26 protein-coding genes are annotated in these 23,532 nt (G+C 63.5%); 2 read left to right on the forward strand and 24 right to left on the reverse strand.

The features are described 5' to 3' along the window. Nucleotides 1–41: 41 nt before the first annotated feature. The 6 genes from AC1DZU_RS16280 to AC1DZU_RS16305 form a co-directional block, all read right to left on the reverse strand. Nucleotides 42–581, reverse strand: coding sequence for a MerR family transcriptional regulator (locus AC1DZU_RS16280; protein WP_477286287.1), 540 nt, complete (start codon nt 579–581; stop codon nt 42–44). Nucleotides 582–712: 131 nt separating this feature from the next. Next, the gene (locus AC1DZU_RS16285) at nt 713–1,036 is read right to left on the reverse strand and encodes an integration host factor subunit alpha (RefSeq protein WP_111545727.1); all 324 of its coding nucleotides are present in this window, start codon (nt 1,034–1,036) and stop codon (nt 713–715) included. 103 nt (nt 1,037–1,139) lie between these two features. Beyond that, the gene (locus tag AC1DZU_RS16290) at nt 1,140–2,111 is read right to left on the reverse strand and encodes a beta-ketoacyl-ACP synthase III (protein WP_477286289.1); all 972 of its coding nucleotides are present in this window, start codon (nt 2,109–2,111) and stop codon (nt 1,140–1,142) included. Between the two features lie 9 nt (nt 2,112–2,120). Further along, entirely contained in the window at nt 2,121–3,191 is a 1,071-nt protein-coding gene (plsX, locus tag AC1DZU_RS16295) for a phosphate acyltransferase PlsX (RefSeq protein ID WP_095081177.1), read from the reverse strand. Nucleotides 3,192–3,304: 113 nt separating this feature from the next. Further along, entirely contained in the window at nt 3,305–3,853 is a 549-nt protein-coding gene (locus AC1DZU_RS16300) for a YceD family protein (RefSeq protein ID WP_477286292.1), read from the reverse strand. A 3-nt stretch (nt 3,854–3,856) separates the two neighbouring features. Next, nucleotides 3,857–4,399 (reverse strand): ubiquinol-cytochrome C chaperone family protein, encoded by a 543-nt coding sequence (locus tag AC1DZU_RS16305; protein ID WP_477286294.1) that lies wholly within the window; start codon nt 4,397–4,399, stop codon nt 3,857–3,859. Between the two features lie 114 nt (nt 4,400–4,513). Between AC1DZU_RS16305 and AC1DZU_RS16310 the strand changes: the two genes are divergently transcribed. Then, complete coding sequence (locus AC1DZU_RS16310) at nt 4,514–5,029, forward strand: outer membrane protein assembly factor BamE (protein WP_457152675.1); 516 nt, start codon at nt 4,514–4,516, stop codon at nt 5,027–5,029. Between the two features lie 213 nt (nt 5,030–5,242). Here the strand turns inward: AC1DZU_RS16310 and AC1DZU_RS16315 are convergent, their stop codons facing one another. The 17 genes from AC1DZU_RS16315 to AC1DZU_RS16395 all read right to left on the reverse strand — a co-directional run bounded on the left by AC1DZU_RS16315 (nt 5,243) and on the right by AC1DZU_RS16395 (nt 22,174). Next, nucleotides 5,243–7,384, reverse strand: a complete 2,142-nt coding sequence (locus AC1DZU_RS16315) for a sodium-translocating pyrophosphatase (protein ID WP_095081313.1) — start codon at nt 7,382–7,384, stop codon at nt 5,243–5,245. 239 nt (nt 7,385–7,623) lie between these two features. Beyond that, nucleotides 7,624–8,373, reverse strand: coding sequence for an ABC transporter permease (locus AC1DZU_RS16320; protein WP_477286297.1), 750 nt, complete (start codon nt 8,371–8,373; stop codon nt 7,624–7,626). Beyond that, nucleotides 8,370–9,308 (reverse strand): ABC transporter ATP-binding protein, encoded by a 939-nt coding sequence (locus AC1DZU_RS16325; protein ID WP_477286299.1) that lies wholly within the window; start codon nt 9,306–9,308, stop codon nt 8,370–8,372. Before AC1DZU_RS16325 ends, AC1DZU_RS16320 begins: the two co-directional genes overlap by 4 nt. Beyond that, the gene (locus AC1DZU_RS16330) at nt 9,305–10,468 is read right to left on the reverse strand and encodes an ABC transporter permease (RefSeq protein ID WP_477286301.1); all 1,164 of its coding nucleotides are present in this window, start codon (nt 10,466–10,468) and stop codon (nt 9,305–9,307) included. Before AC1DZU_RS16330 ends, AC1DZU_RS16325 begins: the two co-directional genes overlap by 4 nt. A gap of 55 nt (nt 10,469–10,523) precedes the next feature. Next, complete coding sequence (gene osmF / locus AC1DZU_RS16335) at nt 10,524–11,435, reverse strand: glycine betaine ABC transporter substrate-binding protein OsmF (protein WP_477286303.1); 912 nt, start codon at nt 11,433–11,435, stop codon at nt 10,524–10,526. A 174-nt stretch (nt 11,436–11,609) separates the two neighbouring features. Continuing rightward, complete coding sequence (locus AC1DZU_RS16340; protein ID WP_477286305.1) at nt 11,610–12,827, reverse strand: MFS transporter; 1,218 nt, start codon at nt 12,825–12,827, stop codon at nt 11,610–11,612. Further along, nucleotides 12,824–13,324: a transcription antitermination factor NusB gene (gene nusB, locus AC1DZU_RS16345; protein ID WP_095081158.1), complete on the reverse strand. Its 501-nt coding sequence runs from the start codon at nt 13,322–13,324 to the stop codon at nt 12,824–12,826. The genes AC1DZU_RS16340 and nusB overlap by 4 nt, the downstream gene beginning before the upstream one ends. A 5-nt stretch (nt 13,325–13,329) precedes the next feature. Beyond that, on the reverse strand, nt 13,330–13,785 hold the full coding sequence (gene ribH, locus AC1DZU_RS16350) for a 6,7-dimethyl-8-ribityllumazine synthase (protein WP_477286307.1): 456 nt from the start codon (nt 13,783–13,785) through the stop codon (nt 13,330–13,332). A gap of 104 nt (nt 13,786–13,889) precedes the next feature. Continuing rightward, nucleotides 13,890–14,165 carry a type II toxin-antitoxin system RelE/ParE family toxin gene (locus AC1DZU_RS16355; RefSeq protein WP_477286488.1) on the reverse strand — a complete coding sequence of 92 codons (276 nt, stop codon included), beginning with the start codon at nt 14,163–14,165 and terminating at the stop codon, nt 13,890–13,892. Next, nucleotides 14,165–14,425: a CopG family ribbon-helix-helix protein gene (locus AC1DZU_RS16360; protein ID WP_477286309.1), complete on the reverse strand. Its 261-nt coding sequence runs from the start codon at nt 14,423–14,425 to the stop codon at nt 14,165–14,167. Before AC1DZU_RS16360 ends, AC1DZU_RS16355 begins: the two co-directional genes overlap by 1 nt. A 71-nt stretch (nt 14,426–14,496) precedes the next feature. Next, a complete protein-coding gene (locus tag AC1DZU_RS16365) occupies nt 14,497–15,114 on the reverse strand; it encodes a riboflavin synthase (protein WP_477286311.1) in 618 nt (205 codons plus the stop codon). Between the two features lie 65 nt (nt 15,115–15,179). Further along, nucleotides 15,180–16,298: a bifunctional diaminohydroxyphosphoribosylaminopyrimidine deaminase/5-amino-6-(5-phosphoribosylamino)uracil reductase RibD gene (gene ribD / locus AC1DZU_RS16370; RefSeq protein ID WP_477286313.1), complete on the reverse strand. Its 1,119-nt coding sequence runs from the start codon at nt 16,296–16,298 to the stop codon at nt 15,180–15,182. 2 nt (nt 16,299–16,300) lie between these two features. Continuing rightward, complete coding sequence (gene nrdR / locus AC1DZU_RS16375; protein WP_095081151.1) at nt 16,301–16,780, reverse strand: transcriptional regulator NrdR; 480 nt, start codon at nt 16,778–16,780, stop codon at nt 16,301–16,303. Between the two features lie 159 nt (nt 16,781–16,939). After that, nucleotides 16,940–17,575: a hypothetical protein gene (locus AC1DZU_RS16380; protein ID WP_477286316.1), complete on the reverse strand. Its 636-nt coding sequence runs from the start codon at nt 17,573–17,575 to the stop codon at nt 16,940–16,942. A 75-nt stretch (nt 17,576–17,650) separates the two neighbouring features. Then, nucleotides 17,651–18,964, reverse strand: coding sequence for a serine hydroxymethyltransferase (gene glyA, locus AC1DZU_RS16385; protein WP_477228844.1), 1,314 nt, complete (start codon nt 18,962–18,964; stop codon nt 17,651–17,653). Between the two features lie 182 nt (nt 18,965–19,146). Beyond that, a complete protein-coding gene (locus AC1DZU_RS16390; protein ID WP_477286318.1) occupies nt 19,147–20,778 on the reverse strand; it encodes a Na+/H+ antiporter in 1,632 nt (543 codons plus the stop codon). Nucleotides 20,779–20,920: 142 nt separating this feature from the next. Beyond that, the gene (locus AC1DZU_RS16395) at nt 20,921–22,174 is read right to left on the reverse strand and encodes a L,D-transpeptidase family protein (protein WP_477286320.1); all 1,254 of its coding nucleotides are present in this window, start codon (nt 22,172–22,174) and stop codon (nt 20,921–20,923) included. A 373-nt stretch (nt 22,175–22,547) separates the two neighbouring features. On the opposite strand from AC1DZU_RS16395, the gene AC1DZU_RS16400 reads away from it, so the two are divergent. Beyond that, the gene (locus AC1DZU_RS16400) at nt 22,548–23,081 is read left to right on the forward strand and encodes a hypothetical protein (RefSeq protein ID WP_477286322.1); all 534 of its coding nucleotides are present in this window, start codon (nt 22,548–22,550) and stop codon (nt 23,079–23,081) included. Between the two features lie 15 nt (nt 23,082–23,096). Here the strand turns inward: AC1DZU_RS16400 and AC1DZU_RS16405 are convergent, their stop codons facing one another. After that, entirely contained in the window at nt 23,097–23,498 is a 402-nt protein-coding gene (locus AC1DZU_RS16405) for a hypothetical protein (protein ID WP_477286323.1), read from the reverse strand. Between the last annotated feature and the right edge of the window lie 34 nt (nt 23,499–23,532).

The following is a 23,532-nucleotide window of genomic DNA, read 5'->3' on the forward strand; positions in this document are numbered from 1 at the left end:
GGGTTCCGGATTTCGAGAGGCCGATATTGCTCTGAAGGCGGTCAGCGCACCTGATCGAGCAGGCGCTTGCATTCCAGGAGGTCGAACAGCGCTTCCTGCAGCAAGGCGCGATTGTCGCGCGAGAGTTTCGACGCGTCCGGCTGAACCGGACCGTCCTCATCGCCCTTGCCCAGGCCGAAAAAGCGGCGGCTCGGCTTGACGCGCGGGTGGCCAACCAGTTCGTCATCCATGCCGCGCGGCTGGGCCGCAGGCGTCAGCGGCACTTGATCCGCCTGCCGCCGCTGCGAGATCGCCTCGACGGCGGCCATGTCGCCATTGCCGATGGCGACCAGGAAATGATTGCCGTTCTCGCGCAGCAGCTTCTGCACGCCCTTGATGGTGTAGCCCTGGTCGTAGAGCATATGGCGGATGCCCTTGATCAGTTCGACATCCTGCGGCCGGTAGTAACGGCGGCCGCCACCGCGCTTCATCGGCTTGATCTGGTTGAAACGCGTTTCCCAGAAGCGCAGCACATGCTGCGGCAGGTCGAGATCTTCGGCGACCTCGCTGATGGTACGAAAGGCGTCGGGGCTCTTGTCCATGGGCGAATCCTCACGCTGGACGATGATCCGGCTTACCTGCCGAATCGGGCTTTATTTCAGCGGTTTGTGAAACAATATTCAAGCCCGGCGTCATGGCGGGGCGCCGTTTTCAACCGCTGAGATGACCGAGGCTACTTGCCGCCCTTGGCCTTGCCGCTTTGATGCGACCGCAAGATGCGGCTCTTCAGCACGTTCGACGACTTGAAGGTCATCACCCGGCGCGGCAGGATCGGCACCTCTTCGCCAGTCTTGGGATTGCGGCCAATGCGCTCGTTCTTGGAACGGACGTGGAATGTCGCGAAGGACGACAGCTTCACCGTCTCGCCACGGACGATCGCTTCGCAGATCTCGTCCAGCACCGCTTCGACAAGTTCGGCCGATTCAGTGCGCGATAAGCCGACCTTCCGGTAAACAGCCTCGGCAAGGTCGGCGCGCGTAAGTGTCTTTCCCCCCATGCGACCGTCCCATCAGCTCAAAACATTAAATTCGGCACAACAACGGCAGAGCCTAAGTAATTGATCCGGCAAGGTCAAGGACCGAAACCGGACCGTTCGGCACTTACCAGCGAACCAGAACAGCACCCCAGGTGAAGCCGCCGCCCATGGCCTCCAGAAGCACGAGATCGCCCTTCTTGATGCGCCCGTCGGCGACGGCCACCGACAGCGCCAGCGGCACGGAAGCAGCCGAGGTGTTACCGTGCAAATCCACCGTCACCACCACCTTTTGCTCGGCTATCCCGAGCTTCTTGGCGGAAGCGTCAATAATTCGTTTATTGGCCTGGTGCGGCACGAACCAGTCGAGGTCATCGGCCGATATGCCGGCTTGCGAGAACGTCGCCTCGATGACGTCGGTGATCATCCCGACCGCATGCTTGAAGACTTCACGGCCCTCCATCCTGAGATGGCCGACCGTGCCCGTGGTCGACGGCCCGCCGTCGACAAAGAGCTTCTCCTTGTGGATACCGTCGGAACGCAGGCTGGCCGCCAGGACGCCACGATCGGCGATCACGCCAGTCCCCTCGCCGGCCTCTAGGATCATGGCACCGGCGCCGTCGCCGAACAGCACGCAGGTCGAGCGGTCGCTCCAGTCGAGGATGCGCGAGAACGTTTCCGAGCCGATCACCAGGACGCGCCTGGCCAGGCCGCCACGGATGTAGAGATCGGCGGTTGTCACCGCATAGACGAAGCCGGAGCAGACCGCCTGCATGTCGAAAGCAAAACCGTGATGCATGCCGAGCCGGTTCTGGATCTCGACGGCGGTCGCCGGGAAAGTGTTGTTGGGCGTCGAGGTGGCCAGCACGATCACGTCGATGTCGGCGGGCGTCAGCCCGGCATCGACAAGTGCGGCACGCGCCGCCGCTTCACCCAGCGAAGCCGTCGTCTCGTCATCACCGGCGATATGGCGCTGGCGGATGCCGGTGCGCTGGGCGATCCATTCGTCGGAGGTTTCCACCATGCCTTCGAAATCGGCATTCTTCATAATTCGGCGGGGCAGCGCGGCGCCCGTGCCGCGCACGACTGATCTGATCAAAGTTCTTTCCTATTCCTTTGCGTCGATAACGACGTCGGATTTCCTAGATGTCTGAGTATGCGGATTGCGCGCATGAAACAGGTCCAGATCCGCCTCGATGCGGTCGAGCAGATTGTTGCGAACCATATCGTAGGCCAATTCGATCGCCGCGGCGAAACCATCCGAATCGGCTCCGCCGTGGCTCTTCACAACGATCCCGTTCAATCCCAGGAACACGCCACCATTCGAGCGCCCGACATCCATCTTTTCACGCAAGCGGTTGAAGGCGCCCTTGGCGAAGACGTAGCCGATCCTGGCCATCAGGGTGCGGCTCATCGCGGCGCGCAGATAGCCCGCTATCTGGCGCGCCGTTCCTTCCGCCGTCTTCAGGGCGATATTGCCGGCGAAGCCCTCGGTCACCACAACGTCGACCGTACCCTTGCCGATATCGTCGCCTTCGACAAAGCCATGATAATTCATCGAGGCCATGTTGGCCTCGCGCAGCATGCGCCCCGCTTCCTTGACTTCTTCCTGGCCCTTGATCTCCTCGACACCGACATTGAGCAGGCCAACCGTCGGTCGCGTGATGCCGAAGACCGAGCGCGCCATGCCTGTGCCGAGAATGGCGAAATCAATAAGCTGATGGGCGTCGGCACCGATGGTGGCGCCGACGTCGAGCACCACGCTTTCGCCACGCGTCGTGGGCCAAAGCGCTGCAATCGCCGGCCGTTCGATGGTGGCCATGGTGCGCAGGCAGAATTTCGACATCGCCATCAGCGCACCGGTATTGCCGGCGGAGACACAGGCGTCCGCCGACGCTGCCTTGACCGCTTCGACGGCCTTCCACATCGACGACTTCCAGCGGCCGTGGCGCAGCGCCTGGCTAGGCTTGTCGTCCATCCTGACCGCGATCTCGCAGTGGAAGAATTCACTGATCTCGGCCAGCTTCGGGAATTTGGCCAGTTCAGGGCGCACCACCTCTTCACGTCCGAAGATGACGAAGCGGATGTCGGGACGGCGGGTCGCGACCGTCATGAGCGCCGGAATGACCACGGCTGGTCCGTGATCGCCGCCCATGGCATCGATGGAAATCCTGATCACGCGGTATTCATCTCACGGTTAGGCGGCAGGTCGCTTTAGTGGTCGCGAAGGTTCGGCGAAAATAGCGGTTTTGGGCTGCCGCACAACCGACTTTTCCGTCGCGGGCATGGTTTTCAGGATTTTCCCAGCAAGGATCGCAGTTTTTGCTGAAATTCATTCTCCGCCGGTTCGCTCTCGCCGCCGGCATCCAGAGACGCGCCCTGCTTGCGCGGATATAGGTCGATCGCCAGTCCGAAGAACTGTTCGGCGAGCGCCCCGACATCGATCGTGTCGCCGGAAAATGTTTCGGGAGCGTCCGGTCCGTCCGCGTCGAGCAGGATCTCGCCGCCGTCATCGAAACCCTGCCGTCCGAGCTTGGAGTCCTCGGGCAGCAAAAGCGCTTCGACCGGCTCGTCGATATGCGCTTCGACAGGATCGAGTGTGACGATGCAGGCCTGGGTGATGTCGGCTTCGACGCGACCGCTGACCTTCACGCCATTGCGCTTCCATGACGTCACCAGAAGCTCGGCGCGATAAGCTTCGACCGAAAGCAGCCCGTGCTCCTCGGCCAGCGCCGCGCGCTGCGCGGCGTCAGCCTCGATCACCACCGGCAACCCCTTGTGGGGCAGACGGGCGATGTTCGCGCGAAACGTTACCGGGCTTTGCGGGTCAATGTGTTTCATCGATCAACCTCCGTTGGCGACGGGAAACGCCACCGTGCCGGAGACTATCGATTCGGATGGCTGGGTGGCCAGCTGATCGCGGGCGTCGGTGACATAATTGGCCAGCAGCGACGCTTCCGGCCAGGCGCCGGTGTCGGGCCGGACATTGCGGGCAAGGGCCGCGGTGAGCCCGTCATGGTCGTTTCTTTCCAGGGCATCGTCATAAGCGGCGGTTCGGCCATAGAACATTTTTGCCAGCTTTTTCATGCGTTTGGGCACGCCGACATCGCCAATACCCAATTCCCTCAGCGAATGATCGACATCGAGGAAGAACTCGTCGATCAGCACCTGCGCAACCTCTTGCGCCACGCCTTCCTCGCCGTGCAACCTGTGCTGGAACAGGAACATGTGCAGCGACACCATCTCGAAGCGGCCAAGCGGCGTATCGGGCACATTCCAATGGGAATAAAACACAGTCTGCCGCGCCGCCGCCACGATTTGTGCGTAAAGCGCCTCGGTGATAGCGCGGTTGGCATGGCGTTCGCGGCCAAAAAAGCGCTGGAACATTGGGGATGGTCTCCCGGGGACCGTTTGTTGAAATGGCCTTGTTGCATCGGCCTGCAAGCTGGTTTACCGGTTTTGCGGCCCAGCGCAAGTTGCGGCCAGCTAATGGAGTTGTTGTTGCGCGCGCTGAATTTCAAGTCGACCTTCTCGTCCCGGCCCGCCGGTGCGATCTCGCTGCTCGTGATTGTTTCGGCTCTGTCCGCCTGCCACACCTCCAAGATGATCGGTGACCTCAGCCCGAGTGAAACCCTCACCCAGGGCTACGTCATCGACCAGCAGGCGATCGACCTGGTGCCGGTCGGCTCGAGCCGCGAGCAGGTGCTTCTGGCGCTCGGCACGCCATCGACGACGGCAACCTTCGACAACGAGGCCTTCTATTACATTTCGCAGACGCGCAAGCGCTATGTCGCCTTCGACAAGCCGCACCTCATTGACCAGCATGTGCTGGCGGTCTATTTCGGCCCCGACAGTCGCGTCACCCAGATCGCCAATTACGGCTTGAAGGACGGCAAGGTGTTCGACTTCATCTCGCGCACCACGCCGACCGGCGGCAAGGACCAGAACTTCCTCAGCCAGATCATCAACGGCGCCAGCAAGCTGGCCCCCGGCATCCCGGGCGGCGGCACTCCCTGATCTCAGACCTGCCTTCCCTCGAGGAGAGCAGCACCATCTCAGGCGACCAAAAACCCGCGGGAGCGATCCTGCGGGTTTTTGTTATGGGAGATCAGTGGGCAAGGCTCGCAGCGAGGCCTCGCCAAAGGGACGAACTGAAGGGCGGCCGGTCATCGGCGCAACAAAAAACCCGCGGGGATCGCTCCCCGCGGGTTTTGTCTTGGGGCCAATGGCTCAGCCGTGCGCGAGCACGGCCAGCAGCAGCAACGCGACGATGTTGGTGATCTTGATTGCCGGGTTGACGGCCGGACCGGCGGTGTCCTTGTAGGGATCACCGACCGTGTCGCCGGTCACCGAAGCCTTGTGCGCTTCGGAACCCTTGAGGTGCTTGACGCCGTCCTTGTCGACAAAGCCGTCTTCGAAGGACTTCTTGGCGTTGTCCCAGGCGCCGCCGCCTGAGGTCATCGAGATGGCGACGAAGAGGCCGTTGACGATGACGCCGAGCAGCGAGGCGCCGAGGGCGGCAAAGGCGGACGCCTTCGAGCCCGAGATCAGCAGCACGCCGAAATAGACGACGAGCGGCGCCAGCACCGGCAGCAGCGACGGGATGATCATCTCGCGGATCGCCGCCTTGGTTAGCAGATCGACAGCGCGAGCGTAGTTCGGCTTCGACGTACCGGCCATGATGCCCGGATCCTCGCGGAACTGCTTGCGCACCTCCTCGACGATGGCGCCGGCCGCACGGCCGACGGCCGTCATGGCGATGCCGCCGAACAGATACGGGATCAGGCCGCCGAAGATCAGGCCGGCAACGACGTAGGGGTTGGAGAGATCGAAGGAGATCTCGCCCATGCCCTGGAAGTACGGATATTTGTCGCCATTGGCGGCAAAGAACTTCAGGTCGTTCGAGTAGGCGGCAAACAGCACCAGCGCGCCGAGACCGGCCGAACCGATGGCGTAGCCCTTGGTCACCGCTTTGGTGGTGTTGCCGACCGCGTCGAGAGCGTCGGTGGAGTGGCGCACTTCCTTGGGCAGACCGGCCATTTCGGCAATGCCGCCGGCATTGTCGGTGACCGGGCCGAAGGCGTCGAGCGCAACGATCATGCCGGCGAGGCCGAGCATCGTCGTGACCGCGATCGCCGTGCCGTAGAGGCCGGCGAGCTGATAGGTCGAGATGATGCCGGCGACGATGACGATCGCCGGCAGCGCCGTCGATTCCAGCGAGACCGCAAGGCCCTGGATGACGTTGGTGCCGTGACCGGTCACCGACGCCTGGGCGATGGAGTTGACCGGGCGCTTGTTGGTGCCGGTGTAGTATTCGGTGATCACCACGATCAGACCGGTCACCACGAGCCCGACCAGGCCGCAGATGAACAGGTTCTTGCCGGTGATGGCCATGCCGGCAACCACGCCGATCTCGCCCCAGCCCAGGGTAACCGAGGTGGCGACGCCGAGGCCGACGATGGACAACAGGCCGGTGACGATCAGGCCCTTGTAGAGTGCGCCCATGATCGAGCCGTTGGAACCGAGCTTGACGAAGAAGGTGCCGACGATCGAGGTCAGGATGCAGGCGCCGCAGATGGCGAGCGGATAGAGCATCGCCGCCCCCAGAACGGCGGTGCCGCCGAAGAAGATCGCGCCGAGGACCATGGTGGCGACGACGGTCACCGCATAGGTTTCGAACAGGTCGGCGGCCATGCCGGCGCAGTCGCCGACATTGTCGCCGACATTGTCGGCGATGGTGGCCGGGTTGCGCGGATCGTCTTCGGGAATACCGGCTTCGACCTTGCCGACCAGATCGCCGCCGACGTCGGCGCCCTTGGTGAAGATACCGCCGCCGAGACGGGCGAAGATCGAGATCAGCGAAGCGCCGAAGCCAAGCGAAACCAGCGAGTCGATGACGATGCGGTCATTGGGCTGAAGGCCCATGAAGTGGGTGAGTATGAGGTAGTAGATCGACACGCCGAGCAGCGCCAGGCCAGCGACCAGCATGCCGGTGATGGCGCCCGACTTGAATGCGATGTCGAGACCGGCGGCGAGGCTGTTGGAGGCCGCCTGCGCGGTACGCACATTGGCTCGCACCGAAACGTGCATGCCGATGAAGCCGGCGGCGCCCGACAGGACGGCGCCGATCAGGAAGCCAACCGCGGCGGTGATGGAAAGCAGCCACCAGGCGAGTATGAGCACGACGACGCCGACGAGGGCGATCGTGGTGTACTGGCGCGCCAGATAGGCCTGCGCGCCCTCGCGGATGGCCGCGGAGATTTCCTGCATGCGTGCATTGCCCTGATCGGCCGCGAGGACCGAACGTGTCGCCCAGATGGCGTAGAGGACAGAAAGCAGACCGCAGGCGATGACGGCGGAAATAATTGTCATTGCCGGATTTTCCTCGATTGATGGCCCAAAAGAACCCCTCCCTGGGCCGTTGAGACAAAGACCGGACCCGTGCACGGAATCCGCCTCTTCGCAGCGGTGTATGCGAAACAGGGCTGCGAACGTCAAGATATTGTTCGGTTTTTGCCCGGCTTTCGCCCAAAAGGCATAGGGCCACGAGACCGCGGCCATCGGCATTGTCCTATTAGATCGATTGAAATCGATCTCGACGCGGCACGTGGCTACTCGACTTCGCGGCCCATGCGGCGCGCCGTGTAGCGTTCGACCGCCGAAAGCCCGTCATAGATCAGCACGGCAAGGGCTGCCACGATCAGGCCGCCCTGCAGGATGAAAGCGAGGTTGTTGGACAACAGGCCGGCGATGATCACCTCGCCCAGCGTCTTGGCGGCTACCGTCGAGCCGATGGTGGCGGTGGCGAGGCCGATCACCACCGACAGCCTGATGCCGCCAAGGATGATCGGGGCGCTGAGCGGCAGTTCGACCTTGGTGAGCCTTTGCCAACCGGTCATGCCGGCGCCGCGCGCCGCCTCCATGACATTGGCCGGCAATGTCGTCAGGCCGGTCAGCGCATTCTCGAAGATCGGCAGCAGGCCGTAGAGAAACAACGCGATCAGCGTCGGTTTTTCGCCGAAGCCGACCGCCGGCACGGCGAGCGCCAGCACCGCCACCGGCGGAAAGGTCTGGCCGATGTTGACCAGGCTGCGCGACAGCGGCAGGAACTCGGCGCCGGCGGGCCTCGTGACCAGGATGGCCAGCGCGACAGCGACGATGGTTGCAGCCACAGTGGCGATCAGAACGATGCGTAAATGCAGCAAGGTCAGCGTCAGCAAGCTGCCCTGATTGTAGATCACCGGCGCATTGTTCTCGGTCAGCGGCTTCAGCAGCGGCTCGAACCAGCCGGGATTGGTGACGAAGGCAACGAGCAGCACCACCAAAGCCAGCCTGAGCAGCGAGGGAAGCCAGGCCTTCATGCCGGCCTCGCGGCGCGCTTGACCAGACCGTCGACGGTGACGCGGCCAAGCGGCTTGCCGTCGGCGCCCTTGACCGGCAGCGCCGGCCTGCCCGACCACAACAGTTCGGCCAGCGCATCGCGCTGGCTGGCGTCGCCCGGGATCGCCTCGCCTTCGGCGGAGCCCTTCTCCACGGCGTCGCGCACGCGGCCGAGCGAAAGCAATCGGAACGGTCTTTCGCTGGCGCCGACCAGGGTCTCGACGAAGGCACTGGCCGGATTTGCCAGGATCTCCGCGGGTTTAGCGTACTGCACAAGCTTGCCGGCATCCATAACGGCGATCTTGTCGCCCATGTGCACGGCCTCTTCCATGTCGTGGGTGACGAGAATGATGGTGGTGCCGAAGCGCTTCTGGATCGACAGCAGATCTTCCTGCGCCTTGTTGCGGATGATCGGATCGAGCGCGCCGAACGGTTCGTCCATCAACAGCACGTTGGGCTCGGCGGCGAGCGCGCGGGCAACGCCGACGCGCTGCTGCTGGCCGCCGGACAGTTCGTGCGGGTAGCGTGGCCCGAAGGCTTCGGGATCGAGTTGGTAGAGCGTCATCAACTCGTCGACACGGGCCTTGATGCGGGCCTTGTCCCAGCCGAGCAGCACCGGCACTGTGGCGATATTCTGCGCCACCGTGCGATGCGGAAACAGGCCGTGGCCCTGGATGGCGTAGCCGATGCTGCGGCGCAGTTCGTAACCGGGCAGCGAGCGATTGTCCGCGCCGTCGAGCTTGATGACCCCAGCCGTCGGCTCGACCAGCCGGTTGATCATGCGCAGCAGCGTCGTCTTGCCGGAACCCGACGTGCCGACAATGACGCAAACCGTGCGCGGCTCGATGACCATCGAGACGTCATCGACGACCGTTGTCGCATCGTAGCGCTTGGTAATGCCTTCGATCTCGATCATGCCGTTTCAACCCTGCGCTTGGTGGCGGTCATTTCGATCACTGCGTCGAGGATGATGGCGGCGGCGAAGGCGAGCGCGACCGTTGGCACGGCGCCGAGCAGCACCAGATCCATCGCCGTCTGGCCAACCCCCTGGAAAACGAAAACGCCGAAACCACCGCCACCGATGAGCGCGGCGATGGTGGCGAGGCCGATGTTCTGCACCAGAACGATGCGGATGCCGGTGAGGATCACCGGAAATGCCAGCGGAAACTCGACGCCGAACAGGCGCTGCCGGTCGGTCATGCCCATGCCGCGCGCCGCGTCGTTGGCGGCGCGCGGCACGCCGGCGAGCCCGACCACGGTGTTGGCCACCACGGGCAGCAGTGAATAGAGGAACAGAGCGACGAAAGCCGGTGCTGTGCCGATGCCGCGAATCCCAAGCGCGGCAGCCCCCGGCACATGCGTGGCGACCCAGCCGAGCGGCGCGATCAGCAGGCCGAACAGCGCGATCGAGGGAATGGTCTGGATGATGTTGAGCACGTTGAGCACGCCGGCGCGCAGCCTTTCGACGCGATGGCAGAGGATGCCGAGCGGCAGGCCGATGATCACAGCCGCGGCCAGCGAGCCGAGCGCCAGCGTCACATGCTTGGAGCCTTCGGCCCAAAAACTGTCGGCGCGGTTGGCGTATTCCTTGAGGATCGACAGGTTATCCCAGCTTCCAGAAATCAACAGCAGGCCGATCGCCAGAGCCGCCACGACAAGCACGCCGATCCGTGCCAAGGGCGACAGGTCCAGCCGTGTCAGCACATCGGCCAGCAGAAGCGCGAAGGCGAAGATCAGTATCCAGAAACCGGAGGCAGGCGACACTCTCGCAAAGGTGTTGCCGGCCGGCGTGAGAAATGTGCCGGCGACTCCGATCAGCAGCGCCAGCGCGGCAAGCACCACCACGCTGGCGGCAAGGCGCAGGACAAGCGGTGTCCTGAACAGCGCGACAAGTGCGGCGGCAACAATGATGGCGAGCAGCAGCGCCCCAGTCGCCGTCGGCAGCGCCTCGAGAATCGAGCGCGCCTGGCCGGGAACGATGCGGTTGGCGCGGAACGTGGCAAAGGGCGCAGCGAAAGCCGCGTAAGCTACTATCGCGGCGATGACCACGCCAAGCTTGTCGAACCGGATCTGCACGCCCTCCCCCGTCAGTCGATCCGGCGCGCCMCGGATGCGGCGCGCCGGAATCGTCCTACTTCAGGAAGCCGTTCTTTTTCAGGAAGTCCTCGGCGACGCCCTTGACCGGCTCACCGCCGACCTGCACGCGGCCGTTCAGCTCTTGCAGCGTCACGAGGTCGAGCTTGGCGAAGACCGGCTTCAGCAGCGTCTCGATCTCGGGATGTTCCTTCAGCACCTTTTCGCGGATGATCGGCGCCGGCTGGTAGACCGGCTGCACGCCCTTGTCGTCCTCGAGCACGACCAGGCCGGACGGTGCGATGCCGCCATCGGTGCCGTAGACCATGGCGGCATTCGCCCCGCTGGTCTGATTGGCGGCGGCTGCGATGGTTGCCGCCGTGTCGCCGCCGGAGAGTGTGATCAGCTGGTCCGGCTTCAGCGTGAAACCATACGTGGTCTGGAAGGCCGGCAGTGCGGCCGCCGAATTGACGAACTCGGCGGATGCCGCCAGCACCACCTGGCCGCCGCCCGTGACATACTTGCCGAAGTCAGTGAGCGTGGCGAGCTTGTTGGTCTCGGCGACCTCCTTGCGCAGCGCGATCGCCCAGGTGTTGTTGGCAGGCGACGGCGACAGCCAGACGATCTTGTTGGCGTCGTAGTCGAGCTTCTTGGCCGTCTCATAGGCCTTGGCGGCATCCTTCCAGACCGGGTCGTCGGCCTTCTCGAAGAAGAAGGCGGCGTTGCCGGTGTATTCGGGATAGATGTCGATCTCGCCAGCGGTGATCGCCTTGCGGACAACCGGTGTGCCGCCGAGTTGGATACGGTCTGATGTCTTGATGTTGTTGGCGTTGAGAACGAGCTGGATGATGTTGCCGAGCACACCGCCCTCGGTGTCTATCTTCGAGGAGACAACGACCTGGGCACTGGCGGAAGCCGCCGTGATGCCAAGCGCCAATGCCGCGCTGGCCAAAACCTTGACTGAAAACATTGTGAAATCCCTTGCTGTGAACCGGAATGCGGCGGCCGCATATGAGCATGGCTTCAACGGCCAGTCGGGGCACACGGTTTCATAACATCTGGCACAGGCGCAATAATTTTGTTCGGGCGCGGCAGATTCGACCGCACCATACTGACAGGGCGTGTCAGGCATGCGGCGACCGGGTCAGGCGTCGGCTTTGCGCAGACCCGTCAGCTTGAGCGCGCCGAGGGCGGCGAAGCACAGAACGGTGACCGGGAAGACCATCCAGTTCAGCATGGTCCAGCCCCAGGCGTTGTAAACCATGCCCGACATCAGCGATGCGCAAGCGACAGAGCCAAACAGGACAAAGTCGTGGAAGCCCTGCACCTTGCCCTTCTCCGACGGCCGGTAGCTGGCCGCCACCATCGCCGTGGCGCCGATGAAGCTGAAATTCCAGCCAAGGCCGAGCAGGATCAGCGACGTCCAGAATTGCCACAGCGCCAGGCCCGACAGAGCGACGATGGCGCAGCCGATGAGCAGGATCAGGCCGGCAGCGACGATGCGTTCGGCGCCGAAGCGATGGATCAGCGAGCCGGTGAAGAAGCTCGGCGCGAACATCGCCATGACGTGCCAGGAAATGCCGAGCGTCGCATCGTCCTCCGACAGGCCGCAGCCAACCATCGCCAACGGCGCGCCGGTCATGACAAAGCTCATCAGCGCATAGCTGCCGACGGCGCAGAACAGCGCGGCGACGAAGCGCGGGTGGGTAACGATTTCGACCAATGGTCTGGCGTCGCTGTCGGCGATCTCGACTTTGCCCGATACCTTTGCAGGCAAGCGCAGGAACGACAGGATGATGGCGCCGACCGCCGCCAGCGGCAGGATGGCGGCGAACGAACCGGCAAACATCACCGGCGCGAACGATTCACGGGTGAAGATGACGATCTGCGGCCCCAGGACCGCGGTGACGATGCCGCCGGCCAGCACGAAGGAGATGGCGCGCGCCTTGAACTGCGGCGGCGCGTTGTCGGCGGCGGCAAAACGGAACTGCTGGACGAAGGCGCCGCCGACGCCGATCACCAGCAGGCCGAAGGCGAACAGCCAGAAACTGCCGTGGAAAAGCGCTGCTGTCGCGACCAGCCCGCCAAGCGCAGTGACGATCGTGCCGGTCATGAAGCCGCCGCGCTGGCCCATGCTGCGGATGATGGCCGCAGCCGGCAACGCGCCGAGCGCCACGCCGATGTTGAAGCCGGTGATCGGCGCCGTTGCCAGCGACTTGTCGGGACCAAGCAGATACTGCCCGGCCAGCCCCCCCATGGATATGGCGATGGGAGCCGCAGAACCAATGATCGCCTGCGAGGCAGCGAGGATCAAAGTGGTACGCCGCGCATCCTTGCCTGCCTCGATGGCGATTGCCGTCATGATGCGTCCTTGCCGCGCCCCTCGCCACGCACCCGGCGAGACACACGGTCAAGCACAGCATTGACCAGCTTCGGCTCGTCTTCCTCGTAGAAGGCCTTGGCGATGTCGACATATTCGGAGACGATGACGGCGACGGGGACATCCTCGCGCTTCATCAGCTCGTAGACGCCGGCACGCAGAATGGCGCGCAACGTCGAGTCGAGCCTCGACAGCGGCCAGTCCTCGGTCAGGGCCTGGCGGATGATCGGATCGACCGTCTTCTGATTCTCGACGACACCGGCGAGGATGGCGCGAAACCATTGTGCGTCGGCCTCGCGATAAAGCGCGCCGTCGACTTCCTTGCCGAGACGAAACGCTTCGTATTCGGCGGTGATCTCGAAGACGCCGCTGCCGGCGACATCCATCTGATAGAGCGCCTGCACGGCGGCCAACCGGGCAGCGCCGCGCTTGTTGGCCTGGCGCACCGGTGGTCGGTCGTTGTCTCCGGATTGCGTCACGCCGATCAGGCTCCAAGCCGTTTCTTCACGGCGATCATGGACAGCGCGGCACGGGCGGCAAAGCCACCCTTGTCGCCCTCCGTGCGCCTGGCGCGAGTCCAGGCCTGTTCGTCGTTTTCGGTGGTCAGTATGCCGTTGCCGATGCAGATCGATTCCTGCACGGACATATCCATCAGGGCGCGTGCGGATTCATTGGCGACGATATCGAAATGATGCGTCTCGCCACGGATGACGGTGCCAAGCGCGACAAAGCCGTCATAATCGGTGCCCTCACCCTCGGCGGCATCGAGCGCGAAGGAGATCACGGCCGGAATTTCCAGCGCGCCCGGCACGGTGACGACATCGTACTTGGCGCCGGCTTCGTCGAGCGCACCCTTGGCGCCTTCGAGCAGCGCGTCCGCCAGATCATCATAGAAGCGAGCTTCGATGATCAGCAGCTTGAGTTTCTTGTTCCTTGGCATTTTGCGTCACGTCTCCGGCGGAGCCGGTGACTTAGGCCGAAGCCGACGAGTTCGCAAGCTTTGTCCGAAGGACAGGTCCAATTTCCGAACTGCGGCTCAATGCCCTACTGATCCTCTCGCGTGTGCCAAAGACGCAGCACGTAGATAGTCGATTTCTGGATCTCGTAGCGCATTTCATAATTGCCCACCAAAAGACGGCGGACTTCACGTGACTCGAACTCTTCCAGTCTCTCGCCGATCCGCGGATGTTCGATCAGTCGGGCGGGCGCAGCAGTCAGAGATTGTACCGTACGTGCCGCTGCCCGGTTATTTGCCGGTGCGAGAAAATCGTGAAGGCGCACCAGATCGGACAAGGCCTTGCTGGTCCACTTCAGCTTCATCAGCGTGGTGACGGCAGTGGGTTTTCCTTGTCCAGGCTGTCTGCCCATGCCTGCACTGCCTGATGGTCGATAACGCGGCCAGCATCGACATCAGCAAGTGCTTCGAGCGTCAGTTGCCGCCGCTCTTCCTCCTGGTCAACCCAAGCGGCAAGGGCCTGCTTGACGATCCAGCCTCGCGGCCGCTCAAGGCGGGCCGCCAATTGGTCTACCTTTTCCGCCAGCAAAAGAGGCACATGCGCCGTGATCACTTTGGTGTCCATCACAACCTCCTAATCGGCATTAATCATAGTGATTAAAACTGATTAAGTCGAGGATGAAGGAATTTTGCGCGTCAAAGCCCCTCTTTCGCGGCCTCCACCAGCCGCGCCGCGTAGCGGGCCATGGTGTCGATCTCGAGATTGACGCGGTCGCCAACCCTGCGTTCGCCCCAGGTGGTCACGGTCAGCGAGTGGTGGATCAAAAGCACGTCGAAGCGCGTGCCTTCCACCTTGTTGACGGTGAGCGAGGTGCCGTCGAGCGCGACGGAGCCTTTCGGTGCAATGAACTTCGCCAGATCGCGCGGCGCTTCAAGGGTAAAACGCACCGCGTCCCCTTCATCCCTACGCTCGATGATCTCGGCCATGCCGTCGACATGGCCCGAAACGATGTGACCACCAAGTTCGTCGCCGATCTTCAGCGCTCGCTCCAGATTGATCCGCGTGCCCGATTTCCAATTCGTCGCCGTCGTCAGCCTGAGCGCCTCTGCCCAGGCCTCGACCTCAAACCAGCGCGCGTTCGTGCCGCTGTCGGGCAAGGCGGTGACCGTCAGGCAGACACCACCGCAGGAGATCGAGGCGCCGATGGCGATGGTTTCGGGATCGTAGGCGGTGTCGATGCGTAGCCCCACCCCTTCCCTCAGCGGCTTGACGGTCGCGACGGTGCCGACATCGGTGACAATTCCAGTAAACATCGGTGATCCTTCCGTTTGACCATGATCTTGTCCGAAAACCGGGCCCCACTTTTCGGGATCATGGTCTAAATGTCTCTGATCCACTCGGCGTAGCCGTCTTCACCGAAACGCATGTCGCGGAGCTTTCGAAATCCTGCCGGGATATGGTCGGCATCGATGGGCGATGCAATGCCGTCGGCGCCGATTGCTTCCGATCCCTGAAACAGCACGATGCGGTCGACGAGCCCCTCGGCCAGGAAAGCGCTGGCAACCTTGGCGCCACCCTCGACCAGAACACTGGCCATGCCGAGCGCGGCCAGATCCTCGAGCAGTTCCGGCAGTGCGACGCCTCCCTCATGCGTTTCGGTGCCGATGAAGCGCACCCCGGCGCGTTCCAGCATGGTCCGCCGCTGCGGATCGGCCTCCAGGCAAGCGGCGACATAGAGCGGCACCCGGTCCACCCCAGAAACCAGCTTCGAGGCCTCCGGCAACCTGATCTGCCGGTCGAGCACAATGCGCGCCGGCGACCGGTTCTCCAGCCCCGGCAAGCGAACCGTCAATGCCGGGTCATCCTCAAGGGCGGTGCCGATGCCGACCAATATGCCGTCGGCCTCGGCCCGCATCAGATACACTTCGCGACGGGCGACATCGCCGGTGATCGACACTTGCCCGCCGCCTTGCCTGCCGATCTTGCTATCGCTGGAAAGCGCAAGCTTGAGAATCACTTCGGGGCGTTTTCTCAACGACCTGATCAAATAACCGGCCATCTGTTCGGCTGCTTCCGCCGCCAACACCTTCTCGAACACCTCGACCCCGGCGGCGCGCAGGATCGCATAGCCCTTGCCGGACACGCGCGGATCGGGATCGCTGGCGGCGCCGACGACGCGCGCGACACCGGCGCTGACCAGCGCATTGGCGCAAGGCGGCGTGCGGCCGTGGTGGGCGCAAGGTTCCAGCGTGACATATGCGGTGGCGCCTCGCGCCAGCGCGCCGGCCTCGGCCAGCGCCTCGGTCTCGGCATGCGGGCGGCCACCGACAGCGGTGACGCCGGTGCCGACGATCATCGGGCCATCGCCGTCGTCGCGCACGATCAGCGTGCCCACGGAAGGGTTGGTCGCGGTGCGCCCGGCATGCTTTCGCGAAAGGCGGAGCGCCGCTGCCATGAAACGGCGATCAAGGCCGGCCTGTCTGTCGCTTGCGGTCATGCTCAGCCGGCGTCCTCTTCGCCCTTGATTTCGTCCCCCTTGAGCTCGCCGAGCAATTCGTGGAAATCCTTGGCCTCGCGAAAATTGCGGTAGACCGAGGCGAAGCGGACATAGGCGACATCGTCGAGCGACTTCAGCGCGTCCATGACCAGCCGGCCGACCTCGCCGGAGGCCACTTCGGTCTCGCCGGAGCTCTCGAGCTGGCGCACGATGCCGGTCACCGCGCGGTCGATCCGCTCGGGATCGACATTGCGCTTGCGAACGGCGATCTCCACCGAGCGCAGCAGCTTGTCGCGGTCGAACGGCACTTTGCGACCGGATTTCTTGACCACGACGAGGTCGCGCAGTTGCACGCGCTCGAAGGTCGTGAAGCGGCCGCCGCAATCGGGGCAAACGCGCCGCCTGCGGATCGCGGCGCCATCCTCGGCGGGGCGCGAATCCTTCACCTGCGTATCTTCTGACTGGCAATAGGGACAGCGCATGGAGAAGCCTTTGGTTGGCGAATCTGGTGAAGCGAAAGGCTTAGAGGTTTTTGCAACGATGGCAAAGCAGCCCGTCGCCCCTCAGAGCCGCTCGCCCTGAGAGATAGCGAGCTGCAAGCAAGATTGCCAGCGCCGCCAAGCAGCCGGACAGCGATGCCGTCAGGGAGCAACGTCGGCGGTCGCAAACCCGCACGATGCGCCGAGGCTGCGATAGGCCTTGGTGAAGCCGTCCATCGATATGCTTCCAACCGCCGCGTCGCCAAAGGAGACATCAAGCACCGATGCACGGCGCATGACGCGCAAGAGCGCCAGGCTGGTCTTCGCCTGATTGTCCACGGTCCAGCTGAGCCGGCCGCCCACGGCGGCGTCGGAATGGAGCTTGGCGGCGACGTGGCCCTTGTCATCGCCGAAGGTTGCCGCGACCGACTTGCCCGTTGGCAGCGCCATGTTGTCGACCGCAATGGTCAGGGACGGATAGGCAGCCGGCGGCAGCGCATCGCCGTTCGTGATGATAAGCGTCAGAGTGCCGCTTTCGCCGCCGGAGCCGACAAAGGCGGTCGAGGCGGCACAGGTCTTGCGGATATCCTCGCCGGTATCGACTTCGTCGACCAGGGTCGACCATCTGCCGAAGGTTTCAAGCTTGGGCGCCGCCGGGGCGGGTGCCGCGGGTGCGGCCTGGGCGGGTGCCGGTTGCGCAGGAGCGGTTTGCGCCGAGGCGATGCCGGAGAGCGGCAAGACAACCAAGGCGGCCAGGACGCCGGCGATGGCAAGGTCGGCGAGACGAACAATTCGCATCAACAAGGCTCCTGTCGCAGCCTTGCCGCGACGACGCTTGTCCGTCGCGGCAAGGTTATGAGACCTCCTATCTCGTCAGCCGAGATAGGGATAGAGCGGGAAGCGGTCGGTCAGCGCCACAACCTTGGCCTTGACCGCCGCTTCGACAGCGGCATTGCCCTCGTCGGAATTGGCGACCTTGAGACCATCCAGCACTTCGGCGATCAGCTTGCCGATTTCGCGGAACTCGGCCTGGCCGAAGCCGCGCGTGGTGCCGGCCGGGGTGCCGAGGCGCACGCCCGAGGTGACGAAAGGCTTTTCCGGGTCGAACGGAATGCCGTTCTTGTTGCAGGTGATGTTGGCGCGGCCGAGCGCTGCCTCGGCGCGCTTGCCGGTGGCGTTCTTGGGCCGCAGGTCGACCAGCATCAGATGGTTGTCGGTGCCGCCGGAGACGATATCGAGGCCGGTTTCCTTGAGGCTGGAGGCGAGCGCCTTGGCGTTTGCGGCGACGCTCTCGGCATAGACCTTGAAGCTCGGCTTCAGTGCTTCGCCGAAGGCGACCGCCTTGGCGGCAATGACATGCATCAGCGGGCCACCCTGCAGGCCGGGGAACACCGCAGAATTCATCTTCTTGGCGATGTCCTCGTCATTGCACAGGATCATGCCGCCGCGCGGGCCGCGCAGCGACTTGTGCGTGGTGGTGGTCACCACATGGGCATGCGGCAGCGGCGACGGATGCACGCCTCCGGCGACGAGACCGGCGATGTGCGCCATGTCGACCATCAGATAGGCGCCAACCGCGTCGGCGATCTCGCGAAAACGCTTCCAGTCCCAGACACGCGAATAGGCGGTGCCACCGGCCAGGATCAGCTTCGGCTTGGTCTCATGGGCGGTCTTCTCGATGGCGTCCATGTCGAGCAAATGGTCGTCCTGGCGCACGCCATAGGAAACGACCTTGAACCATTTGCCGCTCATGTTGACCGGCGAACCGTGGGTCAGGTGGCCACCCGAATTGAGGTCGAGGCCCATGAAGGTGTCGCCGGGTTGCAAGAGCGCCAGGAACACCGCCTGGTTCATCTGGCTGCCGGAATTCGGCTGGACGTTGGCGAAGTTGCAGCCGAACAGCTTTTTGGCACGCTCGATGGCAAGTTCCTCGGCGACGTCGACGAACTGGCAGCCGCCATAGTAGCGCTTGCCCGGATAACCCTCGGCGTACTTGTTGGTCATGATCGAGCCCTGCGCCTCGAGCACGGCGCGCGAGACGATGTTTTCAGAGGCGATCAGTTCGATCTCGTGACGTTGGCGACCGAGTTCGTTGCGGATGGCGCCGAAAATCTCCGGGTCGGCATCTTCCAGCGTGGTTTCGAAGAAGGATTCAAATTTGTTCGACACTGCCGCTGCTGATGCCATGGCCTGAAATCCTTGGGTTCGGGGCAATTTTGATTTATGCATATCGATGTCCCAAAACCGCTGCACACTTTTGGGCGACATGCATTCGCCGCGCCATTAACACAGTTGTTTTCGCCCCGCCACGTTTGCGGCGCGAAATTTGCTGGCCGGTTTGCGCCAGCGAGGCAACGAGCGTGCTATTTTCACGCCTGCCGTCCCTTCAGCAAGGCCTCGGTAAGCGTGATCTCGGTGAACAGCGCCCGCGCCGCATGGTCGTTGATCTCGCCGCTGCGCAGCATGGCGCGCACGGCGCCGCGCTCGGCCTCGATGCCTGCGAGCCTGAGCTCGAGTTCCAGCCGGCCGGCCTCCCGCGCTTCGGCCCGCGCCTCGTCGGCTTCGTCGGAAGCGGCGATACGACGACGATAGGCTGCGACAATCCCGTCTGCCGCGGCAAGCCGGGCGCCGGGCACCTCGCCTCCCTCTTCGGTATCGGTCGCGGCGAGCAACTCGATGCGGGCGATTGCCGCCTTGGCCGCACCGACACGCGCCAGGCGCTCCTCCGCGGCACCGGCATGCTCGACCAGCCCCCTGGCGATCGTCGGCAAGGCGAGACTGGCGAAGACCAGCGAGCAGATGATGACACCAGCGGCGAGGAAGATGACGAGGTCGCGCGCCGGAAACGGCGACCCGTCCGGCATGGCGAGCGGCAGCGACAGGATGCCGGCCAGCGTGATCGCGCCGCGCACGCCGGCCACCGACCCGGCGAGCCGCACGCGCAGGCCGAACGGCTCAGCCTTGCGCTTGCCCAGACGCGCCGCGATGCCAGCCGCGATATCGCCGATCCAGATCCACAGGAAGCGCAGGGCGATCAGGCACAGCGTCAGTGTGATGACGGTCGCGACCGGCTGGATGATCGGGTGCATGCTCATGAGTTCCGGCGGCACATGGCGGATGATGTCGGGAAGCTGCAGCCCGAGCACGATGAAGAGAGCACCGTTGAAAATGAAGGAAAGCGTCGTCCATAGCGACATCGTCTGGATGCGGGCAGAGACGCCGAGGAACCGAAACACGCCGGAACCGCCGGTGAGGAGGCCGGCGGTGACCGCCCCGAGGATGCCGGACGCTCCGATGTGCTCGGCGCCGAGGTAGGCGATGAACGGCAGCAGGATCATCACCAGCACCTGCGCCTCGGCCGGCACGCCGCCGATGCGGTTGAGCAATTGCAGCACTTTGGCGGCGACGAACAACGCCGCCACGCCGATCAGGATGCCGGCGCCAACGGCATAGAGGAAACTCAGCGATGCGGCGGCCAAGGAAAAGCTGCCGGTCAGTGCCGCCACGACGGCAAAGCGGAACATGACCAGCCCGGAAGCGTCGTTGAGCAACGACTCGCCTTCCAGAATGTGCATCAGCCGCGCCGGAACCAGATTCCTGTCGACGATCGAGGACACGGCCACCGCATCGGTCGGCGACAGCACCGCGGCGAGCGCGAAGGCGACGACCAGCGGGATGCTCGGCACCAGCCAGTGCAAGGCGTAGCCGAAGCCGACGATGGTGAAGAACACCAGCCCGATAGCAAGGTCCAGTATCGGTCCGCGCAGCGCGATCAATTCACGCTTCGGCGCGCCGTAGGCATCGCCGAACAGCAGCGGCGGAATGAACACCAGCAGGAACAGTTCCGGATCGATCTCGACATGGATGCCGCGCACCGGCCAGGCGAGTGCGGCACCCATGGCAATCTGCAGCACCGGCAACGGCACCCGTACCAGGCGCACCAACGCGCCGGAAACGGCGACGAAGACGAGCACAACCAGAATGAAGACGGCGACATCCATGGTCCGGTTCCAGACTTGTCCGCCGACCATGCGCAAAGCCGGCCGATCCGTCCAGCCGCCCTCCCGCGAAAAGGCGCAGGCAATCCGAGCAACGAAAAGGCCGCCTTAACCGGCGGCCTCTTCTGGTAAAAAAATCAGTTAGTTAAAGCGAAGAGGTGATCTGCAGCTCGTTGGCGCCGTCGAGCGCGTAGACGTCGTCACGGAACTGCACGACGCCCGGGCCCGTCGACCAGGCCGAGAGATAGAGGAAATGCACCGGCACCGGGTTGGTCACCTGGACCGGCGTGTTTTCGCCGGTCTTGATCGCCGCCTCGAAATGCTGACGGTCCCAGCCGGGCGTGTCGCGCAGGATCCAGGTGACGAGATCGCGCACATTCTGCACGCGCACGCAGCCCGAGGAATCGAAACGCATCATCTTGCCGAACAGGCTCTGCTGCGGCGTGTCGTGCATGTAGACGCCGTCCGGGCTCGGGAAATTAATCTTCACCGACGCCATGGCGTTGCCCGCGCCGGGATCCTGGCGGAAGCGATACTTGGCGGCGTCGTCGGTCGACCAGTCGACATTGAGCGGGTCGACCTCGCTGCCGTCCGGAGCGAACAGCCGGATATGGCTGTCCTTCAAATAGTTGGGATCCTTCCGCATCAGCGGAATGATGTCCTTGCGCACGATCGAGACCGGCGCGTTCCAGTACGGATTGACGATGATCTCGTTGATCTTGGAATTGACGATCGGCGTCTGGCGATCGATCTTGCCGACGATCGCGGTGTGGCGAAGTACGACGCGGTCATTCTCGACGGCTTCGATCTGCGCCGCCGGAATGTCGACCAGCACGTAGCGGCTGCCAAGCGTGCCAGCCTTCTCCTTCAGCCGCTGCAGGTTGGTCTGCAGCTGGCCAAGCCGGATTTGCGCCGAAACGTTTATCGCCAAGTAGGTGTACTTGCCCATGGAGCCGTCGGCGGGCAGGCCGTGACGCAACTGGAAGCGCTTGACTGCCGAGTCGACATAGGAATCGAAGGACGTCGAAATGCCGGCACTTTGCGACAGGTCGCCAGAGACCATCAGCCGCTTGCGCAACGGCACGACATCGGGATCATCGACGCCAAGCTGCAATTTCTTGGTCGCGGGGACCTCTACCCAGCCGCCCTGGCTGACGATGTTCTGATATTGCGCCACCGCCTGCTCGGTAAAGGCGACGGTCTGCGGGCTGAAGATCGGCAGCGTCGAGGCCACCTTGCCGCCCTCGCTGGCGCGGGCGTCGAATTGGTCGTCCCAATTGCCGCGCGCCGAGGATTTCAGGATGTCACCGATGACATCCTGCGCATTGGCGCCGCCGGCGACCATCGCGGCTGCGAGCGCGGAGGCTCCGGAAAGGAAAAAGCGGCGGCTGGTTCTCATGGACATTCCAGACATTCTTGTAGCGTTCGATCTGCTGCATTCGGTTTTCAGGGCGATGTTGCCCGCACTCTAAAGTTGGCAATCTTAACAATTAGCCAACCATGTCCGTATCGGTTCGGCCACAAACGCTTGAGCCGCGACACGGGTTCCGGGTGAACGCACGGCCTTCACCACAACATCACCGGCATCCTCGGTTCCATTTGAATATGGCGGCAACGTGGCCTTGGCTCGCGATTCGCGTCGGGCGATGCAGCGAAATGAAAAGCCCGTGCTTTTTCGGCACCGATCCGCGGTCGCCGGCCGCGATATCGACCGGTTACCACGAGCCCTTGATGCTACACTGACAAGCTAGTCCAACACGAGGAACGAGACCATGCCTGGTGTCCTTTCAGTCGTCGCGGCCTTCGCCTTGGCCGCAGGTCCGAACGGCAGCACCCCGACGCCGGAGGAAACGGTTGCCTATTTCGTGCACGGCCTGGAACAGGGCGCGATCCCCAAATACGGGCAGCAGACCGACGAACCGCTGAAGCAGGTGTCCCGATCGCCGGCGATCTTCACCAGCACGGGCCCGAACGAGGTCGGCGACAGGACCGAAACGCTGAGGTTCATCGTGACCCGGCTGGACGACTGCACCTACAGAGCCGAACAGCAGTTCGAGGAGGACGGCGCCATCTACTACCGCCTGAGCTACGAACTGCGGCTTGGCGGCGTAACCGGCCTGTCGTTCGACAATCCGCCGGCAACCATCGCGCTGAAGGGGCTGGTGAAGACATGCACGACAGACACCGAGGGCAGTTGCGACCTGACGCGCGAGTCCGAAGCAATCGGTCCGTTCTTCGGCGAACCCGGCCAGGCCGAACAGGCGCTTGCGTATTTCCACGAGAAATTCTGCCCGCAGCAGCCGTGATCCTATCTCACGATCTCATTGTGGATTTTCAACATTTGGGGCCGGACTTGGCTGCGACCTTAATTCCGAACATCTTTGCAGCACCTCGCGCTGAGGATAGCGCAGGACCTTGTTATCCTCCAGTTTGAGCAACAGTTCCCGTCTCTTGTCTGTGCTCTCACCATCAGTACACGACATGTCGAGGATGACCACATCCAGGCGGTTGATCTTCTGAATTTTGTCCAACTTGCAGCCGACCTCCCACATCTCGACCGCCTTGTCGGTAAACGTCACCATCGAGTCATTGTTGTCGCATGGGGCGCTGCCTTCCGCGGCGAAAGAATCCTTCCACCACTCCTCGGCGAAAGCCATTTGCGGGACCAACAAAAGCACTGCGGCAACCGAGCAGATCTTCGAGCGTTTTCCCAAACCCATCATGCGCCCCCTCCGGGCCGTGACATTAGGCACTGCT

Source organism: Mesorhizobium sp. P2_A12 (assembly GCF_056405075.1).

What these genes read in the sequence shown, in the direction of transcription:
- AC1DZU_RS16360 (WP_477286309.1), bottom strand. Translation starts at nt 14,425, where the DNA reads ATGGACACCAAAGTGATCACGGCGCATGTGCCTCTTTTGCTGGCGGAA.
- AC1DZU_RS16400 (WP_477286322.1), top strand. Translation starts at nt 22,548, where the DNA reads ATGCCTGGTGTCCTTTCAGTCGTCGCGGCCTTCGCCTTGGCCGCAGGT.
- AC1DZU_RS16365 (WP_477286311.1), bottom strand. Translation starts at nt 15,114, where the DNA reads ATGTTTACTGGAATTGTCACCGATGTCGGCACCGTCGCGACCGTCAAG.
- AC1DZU_RS16305 (WP_477286294.1), bottom strand. Translation starts at nt 4,399, where the DNA reads ATGTTCCAGCGCTTTTTTGGCCGCGAACGCCATGCCAACCGCGCTATC.
- glyA (WP_477228844.1), bottom strand. Translation starts at nt 18,964, where the DNA reads ATGGCATCAGCAGCGGCAGTGTCGAACAAATTTGAATCCTTCTTCGAA.
- AC1DZU_RS16320 (WP_477286297.1), bottom strand. Translation starts at nt 8,373, where the DNA reads ATGAAGGCCTGGCTTCCCTCGCTGCTCAGGCTGGCTTTGGTGGTGCTG.
- osmF (WP_477286303.1), bottom strand. Translation starts at nt 11,435, where the DNA reads ATGTTTTCAGTCAAGGTTTTGGCCAGCGCGGCATTGGCGCTTGGCATC.
- AC1DZU_RS16300 (WP_477286292.1), bottom strand. Translation starts at nt 3,853, where the DNA reads ATGAAACACATTGACCCGCAAAGCCCGGTAACGTTTCGCGCGAACATC.
- AC1DZU_RS16355 (WP_477286488.1), bottom strand. Translation starts at nt 14,165, where the DNA reads ATGAAGCTGAAGTGGACCAGCAAGGCCTTGTCCGATCTGGTGCGCCTT.
- AC1DZU_RS16380 (WP_477286316.1), bottom strand. Translation starts at nt 17,575, where the DNA reads ATGCGAATTGTTCGTCTCGCCGACCTTGCCATCGCCGGCGTCCTGGCC.
- AC1DZU_RS16390 (WP_477286318.1), bottom strand. Translation starts at nt 20,778, where the DNA reads ATGGATGTCGCCGTCTTCATTCTGGTTGTGCTCGTCTTCGTCGCCGTT.
- AC1DZU_RS16285 (WP_111545727.1), bottom strand. Translation starts at nt 1,036, where the DNA reads ATGGGGGGAAAGACACTTACGCGCGCCGACCTTGCCGAGGCTGTTTAC.
- AC1DZU_RS16315 (WP_095081313.1), bottom strand. Translation starts at nt 7,384, where the DNA reads ATGACAATTATTTCCGCCGTCATCGCCTGCGGTCTGCTTTCTGTCCTC.
- ribH (WP_477286307.1), bottom strand. Translation starts at nt 13,785, where the DNA reads ATGCCAAGGAACAAGAAACTCAAGCTGCTGATCATCGAAGCTCGCTTC.
- AC1DZU_RS16395 (WP_477286320.1), bottom strand. Translation starts at nt 22,174, where the DNA reads ATGAGAACCAGCCGCCGCTTTTTCCTTTCCGGAGCCTCCGCGCTCGCA.
- AC1DZU_RS16280 (WP_477286287.1), bottom strand. Translation starts at nt 581, where the DNA reads ATGGACAAGAGCCCCGACGCCTTTCGTACCATCAGCGAGGTCGCCGAA.
- AC1DZU_RS16325 (WP_477286299.1), bottom strand. Translation starts at nt 9,308, where the DNA reads ATGATCGAGATCGAAGGCATTACCAAGCGCTACGATGCGACAACGGTC.
- nrdR (WP_095081151.1), bottom strand. Translation starts at nt 16,780, where the DNA reads ATGCGCTGTCCCTATTGCCAGTCAGAAGATACGCAGGTGAAGGATTCG.
- ribD (WP_477286313.1), bottom strand. Translation starts at nt 16,298, where the DNA reads ATGACCGCAAGCGACAGACAGGCCGGCCTTGATCGCCGTTTCATGGCA.
- AC1DZU_RS16340 (WP_477286305.1), bottom strand. Translation starts at nt 12,827, where the DNA reads ATGACGGCAATCGCCATCGAGGCAGGCAAGGATGCGCGGCGTACCACT.
- AC1DZU_RS16405 (WP_477286323.1), bottom strand. Translation starts at nt 23,498, where the DNA reads ATGATGGGTTTGGGAAAACGCTCGAAGATCTGCTCGGTTGCCGCAGTG.